The 23624-nt window shown below is 57.5% G+C and carries 20 protein-coding genes; 6 read left to right on the forward strand and 14 right to left on the reverse strand.

The window, feature by feature from the left end; genetic code table 11:
• Positions 1 to 34 precede the first annotated feature (34 nt).
• The 3 genes from glpX to IM273_RS11260 all read right to left on the reverse strand — a co-directional run bounded on the left by glpX (position 35) and on the right by IM273_RS11260 (position 3544).
• A complete protein-coding gene (gene glpX, locus IM273_RS11250) occupies positions 35 to 1045 on the reverse strand; it encodes a class II fructose-bisphosphatase (RefSeq protein WP_028014845.1) in 1011 nt (336 codons plus the stop codon).
• 123 nt (positions 1046 to 1168) lie between these two features.
• A complete protein-coding gene (glpK, locus tag IM273_RS11255) occupies positions 1169 to 2677 on the reverse strand; it encodes a glycerol kinase GlpK (protein ID WP_028014844.1) in 1509 nt (502 codons plus the stop codon).
• A 21-nt stretch (positions 2678 to 2698) separates the two neighbouring features.
• The gene (locus IM273_RS11260; protein ID WP_028014843.1) at positions 2699 to 3544 is read right to left on the reverse strand and encodes an MIP/aquaporin family protein; all 846 of its coding nucleotides are present in this window, start codon (positions 3542 to 3544) and stop codon (positions 2699 to 2701) included.
• Between the two features lie 398 nt (positions 3545 to 3942).
• Here IM273_RS11260 and zapB point away from each other — a divergent pair, with 398 nt between their 5' ends.
• Positions 3943 to 4182, forward strand: coding sequence for a septal ring assembly protein ZapB (zapB, locus tag IM273_RS11265; RefSeq protein WP_028014842.1), 240 nt, complete (start codon positions 3943 to 3945; stop codon positions 4180 to 4182).
• Positions 4183 to 4767: 585 nt separating this feature from the next.
• Here zapB and rraA read toward each other — a convergent pair.
• The 7 genes from rraA to priA all read right to left on the reverse strand — a co-directional run bounded on the left by rraA (position 4768) and on the right by priA (position 12724).
• The gene (gene rraA / locus IM273_RS11270; RefSeq protein WP_014885702.1) at positions 4768 to 5253 is read right to left on the reverse strand and encodes a ribonuclease E activity regulator RraA; all 486 of its coding nucleotides are present in this window, start codon (positions 5251 to 5253) and stop codon (positions 4768 to 4770) included.
• Positions 5254 to 5345: 92 nt separating this feature from the next.
• Positions 5346 to 6272 (reverse strand): 1,4-dihydroxy-2-naphthoate polyprenyltransferase, encoded by a 927-nt coding sequence (menA, locus tag IM273_RS11275; RefSeq protein ID WP_193051045.1) that lies wholly within the window; start codon positions 6270 to 6272, stop codon positions 5346 to 5348.
• 62 nt (positions 6273 to 6334) lie between these two features.
• A complete protein-coding gene (gene hslU / locus IM273_RS11280; RefSeq protein ID WP_028014840.1) occupies positions 6335 to 7669 on the reverse strand; it encodes an HslU--HslV peptidase ATPase subunit in 1335 nt (444 codons plus the stop codon).
• A gap of 9 nt (positions 7670 to 7678) precedes the next feature.
• On the reverse strand, positions 7679 to 8209 hold the full coding sequence (gene hslV / locus IM273_RS11285; protein WP_014072345.1) for an ATP-dependent protease subunit HslV: 531 nt from the start codon (positions 8207 to 8209) through the stop codon (positions 7679 to 7681).
• A gap of 94 nt (positions 8210 to 8303) precedes the next feature.
• Positions 8304 to 9290: a cell division protein FtsN gene (ftsN, locus tag IM273_RS11290; RefSeq protein ID WP_193051008.1), complete on the reverse strand. Its 987-nt coding sequence runs from the start codon at positions 9288 to 9290 to the stop codon at positions 8304 to 8306.
• Positions 9291 to 9383: 93 nt separating this feature from the next.
• Positions 9384 to 10409 (reverse strand): DNA-binding transcriptional regulator CytR, encoded by a 1026-nt coding sequence (gene cytR / locus IM273_RS11295; RefSeq protein ID WP_041911797.1) that lies wholly within the window; start codon positions 10407 to 10409, stop codon positions 9384 to 9386.
• Between the two features lie 119 nt (positions 10410 to 10528).
• Positions 10529 to 12724, reverse strand: a complete 2196-nt coding sequence (gene priA / locus IM273_RS11300) for a primosomal protein N' (protein ID WP_193051007.1) — start codon at positions 12722 to 12724, stop codon at positions 10529 to 10531.
• A 200-nt stretch (positions 12725 to 12924) separates the two neighbouring features.
• Between priA and rpmE the strand changes: the two genes are divergently transcribed.
• Complete coding sequence (gene rpmE, locus IM273_RS11305) at positions 12925 to 13137, forward strand: 50S ribosomal protein L31 (RefSeq protein ID WP_003862040.1); 213 nt, start codon at positions 12925 to 12927, stop codon at positions 13135 to 13137.
• A gap of 48 nt (positions 13138 to 13185) precedes the next feature.
• On the opposite strand, the gene metJ is transcribed toward rpmE, so the two are convergent.
• Positions 13186 to 13503 carry a met regulon transcriptional regulator MetJ gene (gene metJ, locus IM273_RS11310; RefSeq protein ID WP_003862042.1) on the reverse strand — a complete coding sequence of 106 codons (318 nt, stop codon included), beginning with the start codon at positions 13501 to 13503 and terminating at the stop codon, positions 13186 to 13188.
• 275 nt (positions 13504 to 13778) lie between these two features.
• Here metJ and metB point away from each other — a divergent pair, with 275 nt between their 5' ends.
• The 4 genes from metB to katG all read left to right on the forward strand — a co-directional run bounded on the left by metB (position 13779) and on the right by katG (position 20814).
• Complete coding sequence (metB, locus tag IM273_RS11315; RefSeq protein WP_021242813.1) at positions 13779 to 14939, forward strand: cystathionine gamma-synthase; 1161 nt, start codon at positions 13779 to 13781, stop codon at positions 14937 to 14939.
• 2 nt (positions 14940 to 14941) lie between these two features.
• Positions 14942 to 17374 (forward strand): bifunctional aspartate kinase/homoserine dehydrogenase II, encoded by a 2433-nt coding sequence (locus IM273_RS11320; RefSeq protein WP_041911800.1) that lies wholly within the window; start codon positions 14942 to 14944, stop codon positions 17372 to 17374.
• Between the two features lie 225 nt (positions 17375 to 17599).
• Positions 17600 to 18487, forward strand: a complete 888-nt coding sequence (gene metF, locus IM273_RS11325) for a methylenetetrahydrofolate reductase (protein WP_041911801.1) — start codon at positions 17600 to 17602, stop codon at positions 18485 to 18487.
• A 146-nt stretch (positions 18488 to 18633) separates the two neighbouring features.
• Complete coding sequence (gene katG / locus IM273_RS11330) at positions 18634 to 20814, forward strand: catalase/peroxidase HPI (protein ID WP_028014834.1); 2181 nt, start codon at positions 18634 to 18636, stop codon at positions 20812 to 20814.
• 91 nt (positions 20815 to 20905) lie between these two features.
• Here the strand turns inward: katG and IM273_RS11335 are convergent, their stop codons facing one another.
• The 3 genes from IM273_RS11335 to IM273_RS11345 form a co-directional block, all read right to left on the reverse strand.
• Entirely contained in the window at positions 20906 to 22009 is a 1104-nt protein-coding gene (locus IM273_RS11335; RefSeq protein WP_048959186.1) for a glycerol dehydrogenase, read from the reverse strand.
• A 12-nt stretch (positions 22010 to 22021) separates the two neighbouring features.
• On the reverse strand, positions 22022 to 22684 hold the full coding sequence (fsa, locus tag IM273_RS11340; RefSeq protein ID WP_193051006.1) for a fructose-6-phosphate aldolase: 663 nt from the start codon (positions 22682 to 22684) through the stop codon (positions 22022 to 22024).
• A 128-nt stretch (positions 22685 to 22812) separates the two neighbouring features.
• Positions 22813 to 23577, reverse strand: coding sequence for an AraC family transcriptional regulator (locus IM273_RS11345; protein ID WP_193051005.1), 765 nt, complete (start codon positions 23575 to 23577; stop codon positions 22813 to 22815).
• Positions 23578 to 23624 lie beyond the last annotated feature (47 nt).

The raw sequence follows: 23624 nt of genomic DNA on the forward strand, positions 1-23624 counted from the left end.
CTTCGGGCCGGAAAGCTCTATCGATCAAACTGTTTTACAGAATGTGCGTCTGCACGTCCGGGTCTTTACGGTCGAGATAGTGAATGGACTGAATGCGTCGGATGGTGCGCGATTTACCGCGGATCAGCAGCGTTTCGGTGGTCGCCATGTTGCCCTTGCGGGTGATGCCGTCCAGCAGATCGCCTTTGGTGATGCCGGTTGCAGAGAAGACGACGTTATCGCTGCGCGCCATGTCGTTCAGCGCCAGTACTTTATTGGCTTCGATGCCCATCGCTGCGCAGCGCGCCAGCTCGTCCTCACCGATACGACGGTTTTCGTCGCTGTCGCCTTTCACCTCATGGCGCGGCAGAAGGCGCGCCTGCATATCGCCGTCCAGCGCGCGGATCACCGCCGCAGAGACCACGCCTTCCGGCGCACCGCCGATGCCGTAAAGCACGTCGACTTCGCTGTCCGGCATGCAGGTCAGAATAGAGGCGGCAACGTCGCCATCCGGAATGGCAAACACGCGCACGCCGAGTGCCTGCAGATAAGAGATGGTGGCGTCGTGGCGCGGTTTCGCCAGAATGGTCACGGTGAGTTCGTTGAGCGGTTTAGCCAGCGCCGCCGCGATATTGCGCAGGTTGGCGTCCAGCGGCAGGCTGAGATCGATTGCGCCTTTCGCACCAGGGCCGACAATCAGCTTTTCCATGTACATGTCCGGCGCGTTGAGGAAGCAGCCTTTATCGCCCACGGCCAGCACCGCCAGGGCGTTGGCCTGGCCCATCGCCGTCATGCGCGTGCCTTCGATCGGGTCCACCGCGATATCCACCGCATCGCCTTTGCCGGTCCCGACCTTTTCACCGATGTAGAGCATCGGCGCTTCGTCGATCTCGCCTTCACCGATGACAATAGTGCCGTCGATGTTGACCTGGTTAAGCACAATGCGCATGGCGTGGACGGCCGCGCCGTCTGCGGTATTTTTGTCGCCACGACCCAGCCATTTATAGCCTGCAAGGGCGGCTGCTTCGGTGACGCGGGAAAACTCGATAGCAAGTTCACGTTTCATGAGGGACTCGTACAATCAAAAGGAATTGCACGAAGTTTATCACAGAGTGGGGAGGGGTGAGGGGACCGGTACGTTTGGAGCCCCTCACCCTAACCCTCTCCTCAGGGGAGAGGGAATATAGGCTTACTCTTCGTGCTCTTCCCACGCCAGGGCACGTTTCACCGCTTTCTTCCAGCCGCTGTAGCGGTAGTTGCGCTCGGTGGTTTCGATGCCAGGGCGGAATTCGCGTTCGATGACCGCTTTCTCCTGCAGCTCGTCCAGGTTCTGCCAGAAGCCTACCGCGAGACCCGCAAGATACGCCGCGCCCAGTGCCGTCACTTCACGTACTTCAGGGCGCTCAACGCGGGTGCCCAGAATGTCGGACTGGAACTGCATCAGGAAGTTGTTGGCCACCGCGCCACCGTCCACGCGCAGGGCGTGCAGACGAATGCCGGAGTCTGCCTGCATCGCTTCCAGCACGTCACGCGTCTGGTAGGCGATGGATTCCAGGGTCGCACGAATGATGTGGTTTGAGTTCACACCACGCGTCAGGCCGAAAATTGCGCCGCGGGCATACGGGTCCCAGTACGGTGCGCCCAGACCGGTGAACGCTGGCACCACGTACACGCCGTTGGTGTCTTTCACTTTGGTCGCGAAGTACTCGGAGTCAAACGCATCGCTGATCAGCTTCATCTCGTCGCGCAGCCACTGAATAGATGCGCCCGCCATAAACACCGCACCTTCCAGGGCATAGTTCACCTCGCCGCGCGGGCCGCAGGCGATGGTGGTCAGCAGGCCGTTTTCTGATTTCACCGCTTTCTCGCCGGTGTTCATCAGCATAAAGCAGCCGGTGCCGTAGGTGTTCTTCGCCATCCCTTCCTTGACGCACAGCTGGCCGAACAGCGCCGCCTGCTGGTCACCGGCGATACCGGCGATAGGAATACGGGTGCCACCTTTACCGCCGATGTTGGTCTGGCCGTAGACTTCAGACGACTTACGCACTTCAGGCAGCATCGCGCGCGGAATATCCAGCGCGTCCAGCATCTTGTCATCCCACTCCAGGGTGTTGATGTTGAACAGCATGGTGCGCGAGGCGTTAGTGTAGTCAGTAACGTGGACACGTCCCTGAGTCATCTTCCAGATAAGCCAGGTATCGACGGTACCGAACAGCAGCTCGCCGCGTTTTGCACGCTCGCGTGAACCTTCCACGTGGTCGAGGATCCACTTCACTTTGGTGCCGGAGAAGTACGGGTCAACCACCAGACCGGTGGCGCTACGCACGTACTCTTCCATCCCGTCACGCTTAAGCTGTTCGCAGATCTCTGACGTACGGCGGCACTGCCAGACGATGGCGTTGTAAATAGGCTTACCGGTTTCGCGTTCCCACACCACGGTGGTTTCACGCTGGTTGGTGATACCAATCGCGGCGATTTCGTCGGAACTGATGTCGGCTTTCGCCAGCACTTCCACCAGCGTGGAGCTTTGTGACGCCCAGATCTCCATCGGGTCGTGTTCTACCCAGCCTGGACGCGGATAAATTTGCTCAAATTCGCGCTGTGACACGCTGACGATATTCGCGTCATGATCCATTACGACAGCGCGGGAGCTGGTAGTGCCCTGGTCGAGCGCAACGATATATTTTTTTTCGGTCATGGTATGTGTCCCGTAGTCAGATTACAGCGAAGCTTTTTGTTGTGCGGTAGAAGTCGTTTCCTTCTCCTCTTCCACACAGGTGTCGCACGGTAAGTGGCGACCAATTAATTTGCGATAGCCAAATGCACCCAGTGCCGCCCCTACGACGGGTCCGAACAGCGGTACCAGGAAGTAAGGAATATCTTTGCCGCCGGTGAAAGCCACGTCGCCCCATCCTGCAAAGAAGGCGAAGGTTTTTGGACCCAGGTCACGCGCCGGGTTCATCGCAAACCCTGTTAACGGCCCCATGGACGCACCGATGACGGCGATCAGCAGGCCAATCAGCAATGGCGCCAGCGGGCCACGCGGAATGCCGTTACCATCATCGCCCAAAGCCATAATGACGCCCATCAGAATAGCGGTAATCACCATTTCAACTGCGAACGCCTGCACAAAATTGATATGCGGGTTAGGGTAGGTTGAGAAGATGCCTGCCAGATCCAGACTTTCGACGCTACCGCGCACCATATGATGCGTCTGTTCGAAGTCGATGAAAAGATTGTAATAAAGCCCGTAAACTAACGCCGCTGCGCAAAACGCGCCGGCAAATTGAGAAATAATGAAGGGAACAACTTTGCGTCCGTCGAAGCACGCGAACAGCCACAGTGCGATAGTCACCGCCGGGTTAAGATGTGCGCCAGAGACCCCTGCAGTCAGGTAGATGGCCATCGCCACGCCCAGACCCCAGATGATACTGATTTCCCACTGACCAAAACTGGCACCCGCCACTTTCAGTGCAGCGACACAGCCCACTCCGAAGAATATCAACAACCCGGTACCAAGGAACTCGGCAATGCACTGGCCTTTTAAGGTTGATGTCTGACTCATAATCGGAATCCTGAAGAAATTGATGTTTATTGTTAGCGTGGCCGCCCGTGACAGCCACGATGCCCTGTAGACATAGTGTTAATTTATCGTTAACGAGCAAAAACGAGAAATATCGAAATTAAAATGTGTGGTCTGTGTCAATAAAATGAGCGTTTTCGCGCCATAAAGCGCGTTTTTGCATCAGTCGCGCACGGTGAGCTGAATCATTTTTTTAACGAATGGGTTAACAACTTAGAGGTATATGCCGCGAACGCACCAGGACGAGGCCGAAAAGTGTTGCAAACCGCGATCTGCGTGGCATGCCGCTGGACAGGGGCGACTGCGCTCCATACAATCGGAACATATGTTGTGCGCGTTTACGTTAAAGCGTCGCCTTGCAATTCAGGAGAGGTAGGATCATGTCTTTAGAAGTGTTTGAGAAACTGGAAGCGAAAGTACAGCAGGCGATTGACACCATCACGCTGCTGCAGATGGAAATTGAAGAGCTGAAAGAGAAGAACAACAGCCTGGCGCAGGAAGTTCAGAACGCTCAGCACGGCCGCGAAGAACTGGAGCGCGAAAACAACCAGCTGCGCGAACAGCAGAACGGCTGGCAGGATCGCCTGCAGGCGCTGCTGGGACGTATGGAAGAAGTCTGATTCCCACTGGGATGAACTGAACAGGCCGGGTAAGGCGATGCCGCTACCCGGCTTTTTTTATGGTTCTCGCTGACTGACATCCAACCATAAAAAAGGCCGCCCAAGGCGGCCTTAACGCTACTTGTCCTGCGCTATTGTGGTAAACGCAACAAACCCGATCGGTTCATCACTTTTTACAACGAGTACGCTGGCGACAATGAACGCGATACATAAATAGCGTTTCATTATGCGGTCCCTGCGGCTAACCGCTCCACCGTTCACCACCGGTGATAAGTCGGTGGACACAAGCCTGGTTAAAGGCTGCTTTACGGTTGTGGTTACACCTTTCCCTGGACCGATGCCCATGTGCGAAATGGCGGAAAGGGACGCTGCATCATAATGAGCAATAGCAGCGTAGTTAAGGTTTTCATAGATAATTAGGAATTTATAAAGGGTCGATGAGGTTACCTGAGGTTTGAACCAGGGTAAGATAAAAATCCTGGTTAAAGGTTGCAAAACTTCCCAACGGACCGCGAATCCCGAGGGACAAAAAAAACCGCCACATTGCTGTTGGCGGTTTTTTTATGGTTCACGCTTATGGTTTTATTACTCGATATCCAGCGGATCTTCAGAAAGGATAATGCCGGTATTATCGGCGTAGAGATGATCGCCTGAGAAGAAGGTCACTCCGCCGAAATTGACGCGCACGTCGCTTTCGCCGATGCCGTCGCCCGCAGCGCCTACCGGTATGGCCGCGATGGCCTGAATTCCGATATCCAGGTCTTCCAGATCGTCCACCTGACGCACGGAGCCGTACACCACGATGCCTTCCCACTCGTTCTGGACGGCAATGCCGGCCAGTTCAGCATCAATCAGTGCGCGACGCACGGACCCGCCGCCGTCGACCACCAGAACGCGGCCACGGCCGTTCTGTTCGAGCAGATCGTACAGCAACCCGTTGTCCTCGAAACATTTCACCGTGACGATTTGCCCGCCAAACGATGACCGCCCACCAAAGTTGGAGAACAGCGGTTCAACGACGTTGACATCTTCCTGGTAGATGTCACAAAGCTCGGAGGTATCGTATTTCATAGGTTTAACGCTCAGTTGCTGCGAATGTGTTCAGTATATCGTGCGAAATGCGTTGTTGGCAAAATCATCAATTGTTAATTGATATTTGTCAGCTAACTGAGCGTCTGGCTTAACACAATCCCAATGACGAACAACAGGTTAGTCAGCAGCGCGCCTTTTACCGTTCGCTCCAGCATCGGCGGCATGGCTGCCGGGCTGAGTTCACGCATCACAAAGCAGGCCTGCTTAACCAGCAGCGGCGCGGCAAGCACAAACAGCCAGCCCCACAGACTGTGCAGGGAAATCAGGTTAAACAGCGCCAGGCAAACCAGCGCGCCAATAAGCAGGCAGGCATGATAGCGGCGCGCATTCACCGGCCCCAGACGCACCGCCAGCGTGTTCTTGCCGTTCTCACGATCGCTGTCGATATCGCGCAGATTATTGATATTGAGTACCGCCGTCGCCAGCAGGCCGCAGGCGGTCGCCGGGAGGAACAGGGCAGGGATCACCGTATGCGCCTGTAAGTACCAGCTCCCCATTACGCTCAGCCAGCCGAAGAACACCAGCACAGAGATATCCCCAAGGCCAATATAGCCGTAAGGGCGCGTGCCGACGGTGTAGGTGATGGCCGCGATAATGGCGAGCAGGCCCAGCACCAGGAAGCCAATGAAGTCGCTGGTAGTTTTCGAGGCGACCGTCACCAGCGCCAGGCCAGATAAGCAAATCAGCACCACGGTGATAATCAGCGCACGCTTCATCTGTGCCTGGGTGATCACCCCTTTTTGCATCCCGCGCAGCGGCCCGATACGGTCAGGCTTGTCGCTGCCTTTTACCGCATCGCCATAATCGTTCGCGAGGTTAGAGAGGATTTGCAGCAGCCCGGCGGTAATGAGCGCCAGACCTGCCACTAGCGGATCGAAATGCCCTTGCCACCAGGCAAGCGCGGTGCCGACAATAATGGCGGCAAAAGCCAGAGGAAGCGTTTTAGGGCGCAGACTTTCGAGCCACGCCTGAGTACGGCTGATATCAGTCATAGTAATTTAGCCAATAAAAATGGGGGCCTTAGCCCCCATTAACAGTGATGAGAATGCAGTAACCGCGATTATAGGATAAAACGGCTCAGATCTTCATCTGCCACTAACGCATCCAGATGTTTGCTCACATAGTCTGCGTCGATGGTGATGGTTTGACCGTTGAGGTCGCTCGCGTCATATGAGATGTCTTCTACCAGGCGTTCCAGCACGGTGTGCAGACGACGCGCACCGATGTTCTCGGTGGTTTCGTTGACCTGCCATGCGGCCTGGGCGATACGCTTGATACCGTCTTCGGTAAACTCGAGGTTCACGCCTTCGGTCGCCATCAGCGCCTTGTACTGTACGGTAGCAGAGGCGTTTGGCTCCGTCAGGATGCGCTCGAAATCTTCGGTGGTCAGCGCCTGCAGCTCAACGCGGATCGGCAGACGGCCCTGCAGTTCGGGGATCAGATCCGACGGGCTGGCTACCTGGAATGCACCGGAAGCGATAAACAGAATGTGGTCCGTTTTCACCATGCCGTGCTTGGTAGAGACGGTGCAGCCTTCAACCAGCGGCAGCAGATCGCGCTGTACGCCTTCGCGGGACACGTCTGGACCGGAGCTGTTGCCGCCGCGCTTACAAATTTTGTCGATTTCGTCGATAAACACGATACCGTGCTGCTCAACCGCGTCGATAGCGTCCTGCTTCAGCTCTTCCGGATTCACCAGCTTCGCCGCTTCTTCTTCAATCAGCAGCTTCATCGCGTCTTTGATTTTCAGCTTACGCGCTTTCTGCTTTTGGCCGCCCAGGTTCTGGAACATGGACTGCAGCTGGCTGGTCATTTCTTCCATGCCCGGAGGCGCCATGATTTCCACGCCCATCGGCGCGGCCGCGAGGTCGATCTCAATCTCTTTGTCGTCCAGCTGGCCTTCACGCAGTTTTTTGCGGAACGCCTGACGCGCGGCTGAAGGCTCAGCCTGCTGTTCAGCCTGGCCCCAGTTGTTTTTCGCCGGTGGGATCAGCACGTCGAGAATACGCTCTTCGGCCATCTCTTCCGCGCGGTAGCGGTTTTTCTCAATCGCCTGGACGCGCACCATCTTAATCGCAGAATCGGTCAGGTCGCGGATGATAGAGTCCACTTCTTTACCCACATAGCCCACTTCGGTGAACTTGGTGGCTTCAACTTTGATGAACGGCGCGTTTGCCAGCTTCGCCAGACGACGGGCGATTTCGGTTTTACCGACGCCGGTCGGGCCGATCATCAGAATGTTTTTCGGGGTGACTTCGTGACGCAGCTCTTCGTCAAGCTGCATACGACGCCAGCGGTTACGCAGCGCGATAGCCACGGAGCGCTTGGCGTTATCCTGGCCGATAATGTGTTTGTTCAGTTCGCTGACAATTTCGCGTGGGGTCATTTCAGACATGGGAGATCCTTACGCTTTGGAGGTCAATTCTTCGATGGTGTGGTTGTGGTTGGTATAGATGCAGATATCACCTGCAATATCCAACGCCTTCACCGCGATATCGCGCGCGTTCATGTCGGTATTTTCCAACAGCGCGCGGGCTGCAGCCTGGGCATAAGGGCCGCCAGAGCCGATGGCAATCAGGTCGTTTTCCGGCTGAATCACGTCACCGTTACCGGTGATGATAAGCGAGGCGGTTTCATCCGCGACCGCCAGCAGCGCTTCGAGCTTGCGCAGCATACGGTCGGTACGCCAGTCCTTTGCCAGCTCAACGGCAGCTTTCACCAGATGACCCTGGTGCATTTCCAGCTTGCGTTCAAACAGTTCAAACAGCGTGAAGGCATCCGCCGTGCCGCCTGCGAAACCGGCGATCACTTTGTCGTTGTAGAGACGACGGACTTTCTTCACGTTGCCTTTCATGACGGTATTACCCAGCGTGGCCTGGCCATCACCGGCAATTACCACCTGGCCGTTACGGCGTACACTTACTATTGTTGTCACGAGCAGACCCCCTGGTTACAGATTCGGGAAACAGAAGCCCTGAGCCTGTGCTCAGGGCTGAATTAAATGATAGATGGGGGGGATTTTGGGGGTTTCAACCCCCGGAGGCGAGTCGAATGCAGTTTGTGTGGCCAGCCACTTTCAAACGTGAAATGGTGCCGTCTGCGTTTTCTTTGCCTTTAACCGGGCCGATCACCACGCGGTTCCAGCCGTTATTGGTGGTAATGCGTGAATCAAATCCTTCGAACGCCAGCTGTGCACGTACCGTTTCCGCCTGCTCGGCACCTTTAAACGAACCACACTGCACCATCCAGCGGCGCTCGTCTTTTTTCTCTGCCGTCTGCTTCGGCGCTTCGGTCTCTTTGGTCACCGGCGCGGCCTGCTGCGTTTTCGGCTGCTGCGCGGTGGTATGCACTGGCGTCTGGAGCAGATCCTGATACGGCTGCGCCGCTTGCTTTGGCGGCTGCGCTTTTGGCTGTTGAACAGGCTGCGACTGCACCGTACGCGTCTGCTGCTGCGGTTGCTGGTATGGCTGGGCCTTCGGCTGCTGTACCGGCTGAGTTTGCGTCCACTGCTGCTGTTGCTGCTGTTGAATTTGTGCCTGGCGCTGACGCTGCAGCTGCAACGTTTGCTGACGCTGCGCTGGCGTTTGTTCATTCCACGGCACTTCATTCAGCTGCGTCGGCTGCTGGCGCATATCGGCCTGCATCTGTGCCAGCAGCTGGCGCTGCTCGTCCGTCAGCTGATCGGCATTCTTCACTTCGCCACCGGCTGAGGGCTCAGTAGGCGCACGCACGCCGGGCTGACGACTTTCCAGCTCTTTAATATAGCGCCAGCGCTCTTCAGGTTTCGGCGGCAGACCATTTCCCACCACTTTGTTGCCCTGAAGGGCCTCGGACTCTTCTTTTTTATGGTGCGTGATGAAGTACAGGCCGCCAATAAAGGCCACCAGCACGGCCGCAGCTATAGCGACCATTGCTGGCGAGACCGCAGGCAGATTACGCTGCTTGCTTTTTGAACTGCTCTTTTTGCGTCGCGAAGGTGCCGGCTGGCCGCGACGTACATAATCTCGTTGTGCCACTATCGTTTCGCTGTATTTATTCGTTCGTCAGCCCGCCATGTTACTTAAGCGGCGGGGCTTTGACCAGATAAGGGTGTCCGAAAGGCGTTTACTTTAAGTCAATGCCTGGGTAGAGCCGCGAATAATCAGCTCGCAGTCCAGCAAACGCGAGCCGCTGCTAACCGTTTGACCCTGCAGCTGATCCAGCAGAAGCAGCATCGCTTCGCGGCCAATCTGATAGCGCGGTTGTGAAACGGTGGAGAGCGGTGGATCGCAAAACTCTGAAAGTGAAATGTTATCGAATCCGATAATCGACAAATCTTTCGGCACGCGTAAGCCACGGCGCTTGGCGTGTGAAAGCGCACCCAGCGCCATCACGTCGCTGTGGCAGAACACCGCCGTTGGCGGTTCCGGCAGCGCCAGCAGTTTCTCCAGCGCCTGTCCGCCCGCTTCAAAGGTAAAATCACCGCGCGCAATATAGTGCGGATCGACAATTGCACCGGTACGGCGCAGCGCCTGAACATAGCCCTGCAGGCGGTAGTGGCACAGCGGCATCTCTTCCGGCCCGGCAATGCAGCCAATCCGCTTATGTCCCAGCTCCTGGAGATAGTTTACGGCGTTGAACGCGGCGGTGAGGTTATCAATGTGGACCGTCGGCAGCTCAAGCTCAGGCGCAAATTCGTTGGCCATTACCATTGGCGGTAAATTGCGCTGTTCTTCGATGCTGGCATCAAACGGCAGGCGCGAGCCAAGCAGCAGCATGCCGTCAATCTGCTTGGTGATAATGAGATCGATAAAGGTTTTTTCCTGCTGGTTCTGGTGAGCGCAGTCGCCAATCAGCACCAGATAGCCCTGCTCCGCCGCCGTCACTTCGATACCGCGAATGATTTCGCTGAAGAAGGGATCGCAGATATCCGGCACTATTACCAGGATGGTCCGAGATTCATTGCGCTTGACGTTCCGCCCCATCGCCTGCGGGAAATACCCCACTTCTAGCGCCGCCTGTTCAACCTTGTTACGGGTCGCCTGGGAGACTTTATCCGGGTTCATTAATGCGCGGGACACGGTTGCCGTTGAGACTTGTGCTTTCTCGGCAACGTCTTTCATGGTCGCCGTGGCAACCTCTTTCCTGGACTTCAACGTCTTCTCCTCGCCTGAACACCGAACTGCGGACATCACCATTTTTACAGATAGTTAATGGAATCGGTTACAGAATTTTCATAAAAAGTGTGAGGCGCGTTAAATTTTTCGATCCGTCTTCAGCCTTCGATGGGATCGACGTCCAGTACCCACTTCACTTTACGCGCTTCCGGCAGGGTATTGATGAGCGCCAGCGTGCCGCTGACGATGTGCTGCAGGCGAATACGCGAGGGGTGCTGAAGTAAAATCTGCCAGCGGAAACGTCCACCGCGTTTTGGCGCCAGCGCCGGCGCCGGGCCCAGGATCCACAGCTGGTTATCCACCAGCGGGCTGGCCTGCAGGAGATTCCTCAGCTGTTGCAGGAAAAGCGGCGCCTGCTGGTTGTTATGATCCTCCGCGCGGATGATGACGTGGCTGGTCCACGGCGGCAGCTGCATGGTCTGGCGTTCGGCCAGCGCCTGCTCGGCAAAGGCGTCATAGCCTTTGTGCAGCAGAGTCTGTAGCAGCGGGTGCTCAGGGTGATGCGTTTGCAGTATTACCTCGCCCTGTTTACCCGCGCGACCGGCACGCCCTGCCACCTGAGTATAAAGCTGGGCGAAGCGCTCGGCGGAGCGGAAATCTGCCGAGAACAGCGCGCCGTCGACGTCGAGCAGGGCGACCAGCGTCACGTCCGGGAAGTGGTGCCCTTTGGCCAGCATCTGGGTGCCAATCAGGATGCGCGCGCCGCCGCGATGCACTTCCGCCAGCTGCTGCTCCAGCGCCCCCTTGCGGCTGGTGGTGTCCCGGTCGATTCGGGAAATAGGCACGTCCGGGAAGAAAGGGCCAAGCGCCTGTTCCAGCTGTTCCGTTCCCAGCCCCACCGGCACGATATGCGTGGAACCACATGACGGGCACTGGCGAGGCACGGGACGCTGGCTGTCGCAGTGGTGGCAGCGCAAGTGTCGCTGGGCCTGATGGAAGGTGTAGTAGTGGTCGCAGCGCGGGCACTCGGCAATCCAGCCGCAGTCGTGGCACAGCAGGGCGGGGGCAAATCCGCGACGGTTGAGGAACAGAATGACCTGGTTCCCCGCCTGCAAATGCTGGCGCATGCGGGAAATCAAGGCGGGCGCTAAGCCGGCCTGCACCTGCTGGCCTTTGAGATCCAGCACGTGCTGAATGGCCGGGCGGGCATTCCCCGCGCGGCGCGTCAGGCGCAGCATGTGATATTTACGCTGGCGCACGTTGTGCAGCGTTTCGAGCGCAGGCGTGGCGGATCCGAGAATAATAGGGATTTGCTCGCTGTGCGCACGGTAGACCGCCAGATCGCGGGCGTGATAGCGCCAGCCTTCCTGCTGTTTATAGGAGCTGTCGTGCTCTTCGTCGATGACGATAACGCCGAGGTTTTTAAACGGCGTAAACAGCGACGAGCGGGTGCCGATCACAATCGCCGCTTCGCCGTTTTTCGCTTTCAGCCAGGCGCTGAGGCGCTCGCTGTCGTTCAGCCCGGAGTGCAGCACCTCAACGGGCGCGTTAAAGCGCTCGCGGAAGCGGGCGATGGTTTGCGGCGTCAGGCCGATTTCCGGCACCATCACCAGCGCCTGTTTGCCCTGCGCGAGCACGTTTTCCAGCACGCTCAGATAGACTTCGGTCTTGCCGGAGCCCGTCACGCCCGCCAGCAGCCAGGCGGAAAAGTGGTCCGAGGCGCTATGAATGGCGCCTACCGCGGTAGCCTGCTCGGTATTCAGACGCAGGCGATCGCCCGAGACGGAGAAGCCGTCGCGCCAGTCGTGAAGGGCGGGCGCTTCGCTGGCCAGCTCGCTCAACCCTTTCTTTCTTAATGCCTGTAGCGCCGTTTCGCTGACCTCAAGCTCGTCGACCTGGTGCCGCCAGATTTTTCCCTGACGCAGCGCCGCCAGCGCCTGCTGCTGTTTCTGCGAACGCTTCAGGCTGTTGATGTCCACGGCCTGCCCCTGTTCGGTGGCAAACCAGTACCACATCGGGGCGTGGCTGGCGCTCTTGCCCTGGCGCAGCAGGATCGGCAGGGCGTGGAACAGGACGTCGCCAATCGGGTGATGATAATAATCTGCCGCCCACAGCAGCAGTCGCCAGGTGCTGGTGGAGTAAACAGGCTCGCTGTCCAGCACCTCAACCACCGATTTCAGTTCATTGAGGGGCAATTCGCTTGTATCGCTGACGGAGACGACGATCCCCACGCGCTGCTGTTTGCCAAACGGCACGGTCACGCGACAGCCCGCTTTGGCGCTCATGCTGTCGGGCAGCAGGTAGTCAAAGGTGCGGGGAAGCGGAACGGGCAGGGCAACGTGAGCGACGAGCATCGAATCTTCCTGACTTGAAAAGTGGCGCGTTAGTATACACATTAGTAAAAGCGGCGTGCGGATCAGTTTGCATACGTTGGTTAAATTCTGTATGATTCGCCGCCTTTGGTGTACTTTACGCCAAAGAACTTACATTCAACATCGCGTGGTGTCTGGCGTTAGGGCTGGAAGAGCGACGCGGCCTTAACTGAGGTTCTCCCATGAAAAAAGATATTCACCCGAAATACGAAATGATTACTGCAAACTGCTCTTGCGGTAACTCTATCCAGATCCGCTCTACCGTGGGTCACGATCTGAACCTGGACGTGTGCGGCAAATGCCACCCGTTCTACACTGGTAAGCAGCGTGATGTTGCAACCGGTGGCCGTGTTGACCGCTTCAACAAGCGTTTCAGCATCCCGGGCGCTAAATAAGTTTCCCGAAAAAAAGGCACCGCAAGGTGCCTTTTTTGTATCCGCTTCTCAGTATTCCCACGTCTCCGGGTCAATACCCAGTTCACGCATGATCACCTTCGCCTCTTCCGGGATTTCGTCGCTACGCTCTTTGCGCAGATCGTCATCGTTCGGCAACGGTTGGCCGGTAAACGCATGCAGGAACGCTTCGCACAGCAGTTCGCTGTTGGTCGCGTGACGCAGGTTGTTCACCTGACGACGCGTACGTTCATCGGTGAGGATCTTCAACACCTTCAGAGGAATGGAAACCGTAATTTTCTTTACTTGCTCACTCTTCTTACCGTGCTCAGCGTATGGGCTGATATATTCGCCGCTCCATTCAGCCATGAGATACCTTTAATCCTCTCAGTCATTAATCTAAAGGTGCAAACCGGTCACTGCCCGTTTTGAACCGTAATCTTGCGTAGTTTACCGTAGAGACGATACCGTGGCACGGATATTGCCGCTGCAGCGTGCACTAAAGCATATAATTTTAACGGCTATTTGCGCATTGCTCAATCTATACGCAAAGAAGTTTAGATGTCCAGATGTATTGACGTCCATACTTTCAATGTTTACTCTGGTGGCTGACTTTTCACCTCATTCGCCAGGAAGCCCTCACCATGACGCGTAAACAGGCCACGATCGCAGTGCGTAGCGGATTAAATGATGACGAGCAGTACGGCTGCGTTGTCCCGCCCATTCATCTTTCCAGCACCTACAATTTCACCGGATTTAATGAACCGCGCGCGCATGACTACTCGCGTCGCGGCAACCCTACGCGTGATGTAACCCAGCGCGCGCTGGCGGAACTGGAAGGCGGCGCGGGTGCGGTATTAACCAATACCGGTATGTCTGCCATTCACCTGGTGACCACGGTGTTCCTGAAGCCTGGCGATCTGCTGGTTGCGCCGCACGACTGTTACGGCGGCAGCTATCGTCTGTTTGACAGCCTGGCAAAGCGCGGCTGCTACCGCGTGCTGTTTGTCGATCAAAACGACGAACAGGCGCTGAAACAGGCGCTGGCAGAGAAGCCGAAGCTGGTTCTGGTGGAAAGTCCAAGCAACCCATTGTTGCGCGTTGTCGACATTGCGAAAATTTGTCAGCTCGCAAGGGATGCGGGAGCGATAAGTGTAGTGGATAATACCTTCCTCAGCCCGGCCCTTCAGAACCCGTTAGCACTGGGTGCGGATCTGGTATTGCATTCATGCACTAAATATCTGAACGGCCATTCTGACGTGGTGGCGGGCGTGGTGATTGCAAAAGATCCCGACGTTGTCACGGAACTGGCATGGTGGGCTAATAACATCGGCGTCACCGCGGGCGCGTTCGACAGCTACCTGCTGTTGCGCGGCATCCGCACGCTGTCGCCGCGCATGGACGTGGCGCAGCGTAATGCCCAGGCGATTGTCGATTTCCTGAAAACCCAGCCGCTGGTGAAGAAGCTTTATCACCCGTCGCTGCCGGAAAACCAGGGGCATGAGATTGCCGCGCGCCAGCAGAAGGGGTTTGGCGCGATGTTAAGTTTTGAACTGGACGGTGACGAGCAAACGCTGCGTCGCTTCCTGAGCGGGCTGTCATTGTTTACGCTGGCGGAATCCTTAGGTGGGGTTGAAAGCTTGATCTCCCACGCCGCGACCATGACACACGCAGGTATGGCACCGGAAGCACGTGCCGCCGCCGGGATTTCCGAGACGCTGCTGCGTATCTCGACCGGTATTGAAGATTCTGAAGATTTAATTGCCGATCTGGAAAATGGCTTCCGGGTCGCAGCCAAGGGGTAATCATGAGTGTGATAGCGCAGGCAGGGGCGAAGGGTCGTCAGCTGCACAAGTTTGGTGGTAGTAGTCTTGCTGATGTGAAATGTTATCTGCGCGTCGCAGGGATCATGACCGAATATTCACAGCCGGGTGACATGATGGTTGTCTCGGCGGCGGGCAGCACCACCAACCAGTTGATTAGCTGGCTGAAACTGAGCCAGACCGATCGCCTTTCTGCGCATCAGGTGCAACAGTCCTTACGTCGTTACCAGAGCGAGCTGATTGCCGGCCTGCTGCCTGCGGACGTGGCGGACGGGCTGATCAGCGCCTTCACGCATGACCTTGAGCGTCTGGCTGCCCTGCTGGACAGCGGGATTACCGACGCGGTGTATGCCGAAGTGGTGGGCCACGGTGAAGTGTGGTCCGCGCGCCTGATGGCCGCCGTACTGCAACACCTGGGCGTAGACGCGGCCTGGCTCGACGCGCGTGATTTCCTGCGTGCGGAACGCGCCGCGCAGCCGCAGGTGGACGAAGGGTTGTCCTATCCGCTGCTGCAACAGCTGCTGGTGCAGCATCCGGGCAAACGTATTGTCGTCACCGGCTTTATCAGCCGCAGCAACGCCGGTGAAACCGTGCTGCTGGGCCGTAACGGCTCGGACTACTCGGCAACGCAGATCGGTGCCCTGGCGGGCGTGTCCCGCGTTACCATCTGGAGCGACGTGGCCGGTGTCTACAGCGCGGACCCGCGTAAAGTGAAAGATGCCTGCCTGCTTCCGCTGCTGCGTCTCGACGAAGCGAGCGAGCTGGCGCGTCTGGCGGCACCGGTTCTGCACGCCCGTACGCTGCAGCCGGTTTCCGGCAGCGATATTGACCTGCAGCTGCGCTGTAGCTATACGCCGGATCAGGGGTCTACCCGCATTGAGCGCGTGCTGGCGTCCGGCACGGGCGCGCGCATCGTCACCAGCCACGACGACATCTGCCTGATCGAGTTCCAGGTGCCTGCGGGTCAGGACTTCAGGCTGGCGCATAAAGATATCGACACGATCCTGAAACGCGCCCAGGTGCGTCCGCTGGCCGTTGGCGTGCATAACGATCGTCAGCTGCTGCAGTTCTGCTATACCGCCGAAGTGGCGGACAGCGCGCTGAAAATTCTCGACGAAGCGGGCCTGCCGGGCGAGCTTCGCCTGCGTCAGGGGCTGGCGCTGGTGGCGATGGTCGGCGCGGGCGTCACCCGTAACCCGCTGCACTGCCACCGTTTCTGGCAGCAGCTGAAGGGCCAGCCGGTGGAGTTCACCTGGCAGTCGGAAGAGGGCATCAGCCTGGTCGCCGTGCTGCGTAAAGGCCCAACCGAAAGCCTGATTCAGGGTCTGCACACCTCGCTGTTCCGCGCGGAAAAACGCATCGGCCTGGTGCTGTTTGGTAAGGGTAACATCGGTTCCCGCTGGCTGGAGCTGTTCGCCCGCGAACAGGTCACGCTTTCGGCGCGTACCGGGTTTGAATTTATTCTTGCCGGCGTGGTGGATAGCCGCCGCAGCTTGCTGAACTACGAAGGGCTGGACGCCAGCCGGGCGCTTGCCTTCTTTAACGATGAAGCGGTTGAGCAGGATGAAGAGTCGCTGTTCCTGTGGATGCGCGCGCACCCGTATGACGATCTGGTGGTGCTGGACGTCACCGCCAGCGAACAGCTTGCCGATCAGTATCTGGATTTCGCCAGCCACGGTTTCCACGTCATCAGCGCCAACAAGCTGGCGGGGGCGAGCAGCACCGATAAATACCGTCAGATCCATGACGCGTTCGAAAAAACGGGCCGCCACTGGCTCTATAATGCCACCGTTGGCGCGGGCCTGCCGGTTAACCATACCGTGCGTGACCTGATTGAAAGCGGCGACAGCATTCTGGCGCTAAGCGGGATCTTCTCCGGCACGCTCTCCTGGCTGTTCCTGCAGTTTGACGGCACCGTACCGTTCACCGACCTGGTGGATCAGGCGTGGCAGCAGGGCTTAACCGAGCCCGATCCGCGCGTTGACCTCTCCGGTAAAGACGTGATGCGCAAGCTGGTGATCCTGGCGCGTGAAGCCGGTTATGACATCGAACCGGATTCCGTCCGCGTCGAGTCGCTGGTGCCTGCGGGCTGCGAAGAAGGTTCTGTTGACCACTTCTTCGAAAACGGCGACGAGCTGAATGACCAGATGGTGCAGCGTCTGGAAGCGGCAAACGAGATGGGGCTGGTGCTGCGCTACGTGGCGCGTTTCGAGGCGAACGGTAAGGCGCGTGTGGGTGTCGAGGCGGTGCGTCCTGACCATCCGCTGGCGGCCCTGCTGCCGTGCGATAACGTCTTCGCCATTGAAAGCCGCTGGTACCGCGATAACCCGCTGGTGATCCGCGGCCCGGGCGCGGGGCGCGACGTCACCGCTGGGGCTATCCAGTCCGATATTAACCGTCTGGCTAAGCTGCTGTAAAAAGTGAATTTCCCTCTCCCTGTGGGAGAGGGTTAGGGTGAGGGCATCAGACCGCGCTCACCCCCATCATGAATTTCCCTCATTTTCCCTGAGCAAACCTCACCGTTATTGTGATTATTTCTGTTGACGTCACGCCGCTTTTCCGTCATTTTTACATCTGGACGTCTAAACGTATAGAAGTTCACAACACAACAGACAATGACACGCGAAAGATAGAGGTAAGGTATGAGCTTTTTTCACGCCAACCAGCGGGAAGCACTGAATCAGAGCCTGGCCGAAGTAAACGGCCAGATTAACGTCTCTTTTGAATTTTTCCCGCCGCGCACCAGTGAAATGGAGCAAACCTTGTGGAGCTCTATCGATCGCCTGAGCAGCCTGAAGCCGAAGTTTGTCTCCGTGACCTACGGCGCCAACTCCGGCGAGCGTGACCGCACGCACAGCATTATTAAAGGCATCAAAGATCGTACTGGTCTGGAAGCAGCGCCGCATCTGACCTGTATTGACGCCACCCGCGATGAGCTGCGCGCCATTGCCCAGGACTACTGGAACAACGGGATTCGCCATATCGTTGCCCTGCGTGGCGATCTGCCGCCGGGAAGCGGCAAGCCGGACATGTACGCTACCGATCTGGTCGCGCTGCTGAAAGACGTTGCTGATTTTGATATTTCCGTGGCCGCCTACCCTGAAGTCCACCCGGAAGCGAAAAGCGCCCAGGCGGATTTGCTTAACCTGAAGCGTAAGGTGGAGGCCGGTGCCAACCGCGCCATCACCCAGTTCTTCTTTGACGTGGAAAGCTATCTGCGCTTCCGCGACCGCTGCGTCTCGGCAGGTATCGACGTCGAAATTATCCCGGGCATTCTGCCAGTCTCTAACTTCAAACAGGCGAAGAAGTTCGCCGATATGACCAACGTTCGCATTCCGCTGTGGATGTCCAAAATGTACGAAGGGCTGGACGATGACGCGGAAACCCGCAAGCTGGTGGGGGCCAATATCGCGATGGACATGGTTAAGATCTTAAGCCGCGAAGGGGTGAAAGACTTCCACTTCTACACGCTTAACCGCGCGGAGATGAGCTACGCCATTTGTCATACGCTGGGCGTTCGTCCAGCGTAATCAGCAAAAAGCCCTCACTTTATGAGGGCTTTTTAATCAGATAAAAAGTTAAAAGGTATTAACTATCGAATCTGTGGATTAATTCAACTATATCTTATTGCTAGTGGTGTATATCGTAACGGTATCACTGTAAAGGGAGCATAGCGATGAGCACGTCAGACGAGACCAATAACGCGGCATCCGCCGGCAAATGTCCGTTCCATCAGGGCGGCGTCGATCACAGCGCGGGCGCAGGTACCGGCAGCAAAGAGTGGTGGCCTAAACAACTCCGCATCGATCTTCTAAACCAACATTCCAACCGTTCGAACCCTCTGGGTGAAGACTTCGACTACCGCAAAGAATTCAGCAAGCTCGACTATTCCGCCCTCAAGGGCGATCTCAAAGCCCTGTTAACCGATTCACAGCCGTGGTGGCCTGCCGACTGGGGCAGCTACGCGGGTCTGTTTATTCGCATGGCCTGGCACGGGGCAGGTACTTACCGCTCCGTTGACGGACGCGGCGGCGCCGGACGCGGCCAACAGCGCTTTGCGCCGCTGAACTCCTGGCCTGATAACGTCAGCCTGGATAAAGCGCGCCGCCTGCTGTGGCCAATCAAGCAAAAATACGGACAAAAAATCTCCTGGGCCGACCTGTTTATTCTCGCGGGTAACGTGGCGCTGGAGAACTCCGGCTTCCGCACCTTTGGTTTTGGCGCCGGTCGTGAAGACGTCTGGGAACCGGATCTGGACGTGAACTGGGGTGATGAAAAAGCCTGGCTGACCCACCGTGACCCGGAAGCACTGGCGAAGCGCCCGCTGGCGGCCACCGAAATGGGGCTGATTTACGTGAACCCGGAAGGGCCAAACGCCAGCGGTGAACCGCTGTCTGCGGCTGCGGCAATCCGCGCCACCTTTGGCAACATGGGTATGAACGACGAAGAGACCGTCGCGCTGATTGCCGGCGGCCATACGCTCGGTAAAACCCACGGCGCGGGTGAAGCCACGCACGTAGGTACCGATCCGGAAGCCTCGCCGATTGAAGCGCAGGGCTTAGGCTGGGCCAGCACGCACGGCACCGGTATTGGCGCTGACGCCATCACCTCCGGGCTGGAAGTCATCTGGTCGCAAACTCCGACCCAGTGGAGTAACTACTTCTTTGAGAACCTGTTCAAGTACGAATGGGTGCAGACCCGCAGCCCGGCAGGCGCGATTCAGTTTGAAGCCGTGGATGCGCCAGAGATTATGCCTGACCCGTTCGACCCGTCGAAAAAACGCAAGCCAACCATGCTGGTCACCGACCTGACGCTGCGCTTTGACCCGGAATTCGAGAAAATTTCCCGTCGCTTCCTGAACGATCCGCAGGCCTTTAACGAAGCCTTCGCGCGCGCGTGGTTCAAACTGACCCACCGTGATATGGGGCCAAAAGCGCGGTACATCGGCCCGGAAGTGCCGAAAGAAGATCTGATTTGGCAGGATCCGCTGCCTCAGCCGGTGTTCCATCCGACGCAGGAAGACATTGAAAGCCTGAAAGCGGAAATCGCGGCCTCTGGCCTCTCCGTGAGCGAGCTGGTTTCAGTGGCATGGGCGTCTGCATCGACCTTCCGCGGTGGCGACAAGCGCGGCGGCGCCAACGGCGCGCGTCTGGCGCTGGCGCCTCAGCGCGACTGGGATGTGAACGCCGCGGCGGTACGTGCGTTACCGGCTCTGGAAGCTATTCAGCGCACCACCAATAAAGCCTCGCTGGCGGATATCATCGTGCTGGCGGGCGTTGTGGGCGTTGAGCAGGCGGCGAAAGCCGCGGGCGTTTACGTCAACGTGCCGTTCACGCCGGGCCGTGTGGATGCACGTCAGGATCAGACGGATATCGAGATGTTTAACCTGCTCGAACCGATTGCCGACGGCTTCCGCAACTACCGTGCGCAGGTGGATGTGTCCACGACGGAATCATTGCTGATTGATAAGGCCCAGCAACTGACCCTGACCGCACCTGAGCTGACGGTGCTGATCGGCGGCCTGCGCGTGCTGGGCACGAACTTTGATGGCAGTAAGAACGGCGTGTTCACCAACCGCGAAGGCGTGCTGAGCAATGATTTCTTCGTGAATCTGCTGGACATGAACACGCAGTGGAAAGCGACCGACGATTCAAACGAGCTGTTTGCCGGTAGCGATCGCGCCAGCGGTGAAGTGAAATACACCGCTACCCGCGCCGACCTGGTCTTCGGTTCTAACGCCGTCCTGCGCGCGCTGGCCGAAGTTTATGCCAGCAGCGACGCACACGAGAAGTTTGTCCGTGACTTCGTTGCCGCATGGGCGAAGGTGATGGATTTGGATCGGTTTGACGTGAAGTAGCCATTGTGCCGGGTGGCGGCTACGCCTTACCCGGCCTACAAATTAAAGTGCCATGTAGGCCGGGTAAGCGCAGCGCCACCCGGCTTTTTTATTACTCCCACTCCTGCAGGAATCGCTGCCCATACTGGTCTGCCACCAGCAGCGCCGCATACACCTGATCCGGCGTGACGCCCCCCGGCATGTTGTGGATCGTTTCTCCTTCCGCACAAGAGGCTTCGGCAATCAGACGCATTTTGGCCGGAATATCCTCTTTGATGTTCAGCTGTGCCAGGGTGATCGGCAGCCCTACGCTGTGGCAAAGCGCCGCGACGGTCTCAATTTCTTCTACCGGCGCGTTTTCCAGCACCAGCTGCGTCAGCGTACCAAACGCCACTTTTTCCCCATGATAGAAGTGATGCGCGTCCGGCACCGCCGTCATGCCGTTATGAATAGCGTGTGCAGCCGCAAGCCCGCCACTTTCAAAGCCGACGCCGCTGAGATAGGTGTTAGCTTCGATAATGCGTTCCAGCGCAGGCGTTACCACATGCTGTTCCGCCGCCAGCATCGCTTTTTCACCCTCTTCAACCAACGTGTTGTAGCACAGCTCGGCGAGCGCTAATGCCGCCTGTGTGCATTTACCCCCGGCCATGGTGGTCGCGCCGCTGCGCGAGCAGGCGCGTGCTTCAAACCAGGTCGCCAGCGCGTCGCCAATCCCGGCGGCCAGCAGACGTGCAGGCGCACCTGCTACCACTTTCGTATCCACAATGACCATGTTCGGGTTGTGCGGCAGCATCAGGTAGCGATCGAACTCGCCGCTGTCGGTGTAAATAACGGAAAGGGCACTGCACGGCGCGTCGGTGGAAGCGATAGTCGGCGCAATGGCGACCGGCACGTCCATAAAGTGAGCCAGCGCTTTCGCGGTATCAAGCGTTTTACCGCCACCAATCCCCAGTACTGCCAGGCAGTCGGCGCTGTCGGCCAACTTTTTCAGGCGATCGATTTCATTTTGCGAACATTCGCCGCCAAACGGCGCGATTTCGGCATGCAGTTCGGCTTTTTTAAAACTCTGGCGCAGGGTGTCTTCGGCAAAACCCAGCACAAACTTATCACCGACGATCAGCCAGCGGTTTGCCAGGGGTTTCAGATAGTCGCCGAGACGGGTCAGCACATCCGCGCCCTGGATATATTTCCCCGGCGATTGAATGATACGGTCCATAACAGTTCTCCCTTAGAGATTGAGGTTACCAAACGCGTTTTTCCAGTCCTGCTCGAACTTTTCTATGGCCGACTCTACCGCTGGGGTACCGAGCATTTGTTGCGCTACGTCTAAGGGGAGCGTGATTGCCTCGCATCCGGCCAGCAGGCAGTCCAGCGCCTGACGCGGTGTTTTAAAGCTGGCAGCCAGCACCATGCTTTCCGACGCATGCAGTTCCAGCAGGGACTGCAGTTCCTGTACCATGCCAATACCGTCGCCGCCCTGTGCGTCGACGCGGTTGACGTACGGCGCAACGTATTTCGCGCCTGCCAGCGCGGCCAGTAAACCCTGAGCGGCGCTGTAAACGGCGGTGCCCAGCGTGGTAATACCCTCTCTTTTCAGCCCTTTAATGGCGATAAGCCCCTGCGCGGTGACCGGAATTTTCACCACAATACCCGGGATGGCGTTACTCAGGCGTTTGGCCTCCGCCACCATGCCTTCGGCGTCGCGGCTCATGGTTTGAGCAAACAGCGTACCCTCCGGCCCGACGGCTTTTTGCAGCCGCGGCAGCACGTCCCAGATGGATTCACGGCTGGCGGCAATGATGCTTGGGTTGGTGGTGACGCCCGCGATGGGGAAGACGCGGGCAAGGCGTTCCACTTCCGCCACGTTCGCGGTATCCAGATACAGTTCCATTATTTTTCCTTAAGTCAGAAAGGTTGAATAAAGGATAAGGCCCGGCTGAGTGCGGCGGATACAGGTCAATTTTGCCAAATACTGGACAAATGTAATGTCCTTAGCGAAGTGCGATAGCGATCACAATGCTATTTTTTGGCGATAAGGTGGCTGTGATACTGGCGACGATATTCGGAAGGGGAACGCTCGGTGTGCTTGCGAAAGAGGCGACAAAAGTAGTTGCTGTCAGGAAATCCGCAGCGTGCGGCAATATCTTTAATTTTGAGATCGTAGCCTTTCAGCAGCTGGCGCGCATGTTCCAGCCGCGTTTGCGTCAGATACTCGTTGAACCCCACATGGCCGATCTTCTGAAAGAGATGGGAAAGGTAGTTCGGCGAGATGTAGAACGCCTGTGCCACGGATTCGCGCGTTAACGAAGAGGCGTAATTTTCTTCGATATAGCTACGAATGGCTTCGAATAGCGCCCGGCTACGGTTAGCGGTGTGGATGTCACTGCCAAGCAGATCCCGGCAGTGGCTGAGCAAGCTTAATACCACCAGCATGGCTGTGTCTTGCTCGTCTGGCTGCATCTGCAATTCGGTGAGCGCTTGCAGAAGAAAAGCACCCGTTCGCGGGCCACGCCGGGGAACCTGCAGCTGCTGCAAAAGCGCGTTGTCACGCTGTAAATCGAGAGTCAGCTGCTGCTTACCGAAATGTATGCTCAGGGCGTTAGGCGGTGGAAGCGTGATGTGTCCAAAGGATGAAAATATCGCCTCACAGGGGGGAGCAAGGCTAATGACGAGGCAGGGAGATGTTCGGGGATGCTGTTCAGCCAGCGCTGAGAAATGAATCTGGCCCAGCGGTAACGTACGGTTCACCAGGTCAGCCAAAATTCGGGTGATATCGGAATACATGAGAAGACTACCGAAACGTGCCGGGCGGCGCTAAAAACGCCTGCCCG

Source organism: Enterobacter cloacae complex sp. P13B (genome assembly GCF_014895915.1).
Classification (GTDB): domain Bacteria; phylum Pseudomonadota; class Gammaproteobacteria; order Enterobacterales; family Enterobacteriaceae; genus Enterobacter; species Enterobacter bugandensis.

Excerpts from the sequence above, each read along its gene's own strand:
- hslU (WP_028014840.1), bottom strand. The coding sequence starts at position 7,669 with ATGTCTGAAATGACCCCACGCGAAATTGTCAGCGAACTGAACAAACAC.
- metB (WP_021242813.1), top strand. The coding sequence starts at position 13,779 with ATGACGCGTAAACAGGCCACGATCGCAGTGCGTAGCGGATTAAATGAT.
- glpX (WP_028014845.1), bottom strand. The coding sequence starts at position 1,045 with ATGAAACGTGAACTTGCTATCGAGTTTTCCCGCGTCACCGAAGCAGCC.
- zapB (WP_028014842.1), top strand. The coding sequence starts at position 3,943 with ATGTCTTTAGAAGTGTTTGAGAAACTGGAAGCGAAAGTACAGCAGGCG.
- metF (WP_041911801.1), top strand. The coding sequence starts at position 17,600 with ATGAGCTTTTTTCACGCCAACCAGCGGGAAGCACTGAATCAGAGCCTG.
- fsa (WP_193051006.1), bottom strand. The coding sequence starts at position 22,684 with ATGGAACTGTATCTGGATACCGCGAACGTGGCGGAAGTGGAACGCCTT.
- metJ (WP_003862042.1), bottom strand. The coding sequence starts at position 13,503 with ATGGCTGAATGGAGCGGCGAATATATCAGCCCATACGCTGAGCACGGT.
- glpK (WP_028014844.1), bottom strand. The coding sequence starts at position 2,677 with ATGACCGAAAAAAAATATATCGTTGCGCTCGACCAGGGCACTACCAGC.
- katG (WP_028014834.1), top strand. The coding sequence starts at position 18,634 with ATGAGCACGTCAGACGAGACCAATAACGCGGCATCCGCCGGCAAATGT.
- IM273_RS11345 (WP_193051005.1), bottom strand. The coding sequence starts at position 23,577 with ATGTATTCCGATATCACCCGAATTTTGGCTGACCTGGTGAACCGTACG.
- rraA (WP_014885702.1), bottom strand. The coding sequence starts at position 5,253 with ATGAAATACGATACCTCCGAGCTTTGTGACATCTACCAGGAAGATGTC.
- IM273_RS11320 (WP_041911800.1), top strand. The coding sequence starts at position 14,942 with ATGAGTGTGATAGCGCAGGCAGGGGCGAAGGGTCGTCAGCTGCACAAG.
- IM273_RS11260 (WP_028014843.1), bottom strand. The coding sequence starts at position 3,544 with ATGAGTCAGACATCAACCTTAAAAGGCCAGTGCATTGCCGAGTTCCTT.
- rpmE (WP_003862040.1), top strand. The coding sequence starts at position 12,925 with ATGAAAAAAGATATTCACCCGAAATACGAAATGATTACTGCAAACTGC.
- priA (WP_193051007.1), bottom strand. The coding sequence starts at position 12,724 with ATGCTCGTCGCTCACGTTGCCCTGCCCGTTCCGCTTCCCCGCACCTTT.
- IM273_RS11335 (WP_048959186.1), bottom strand. The coding sequence starts at position 22,009 with ATGGACCGTATCATTCAATCGCCGGGGAAATATATCCAGGGCGCGGAT.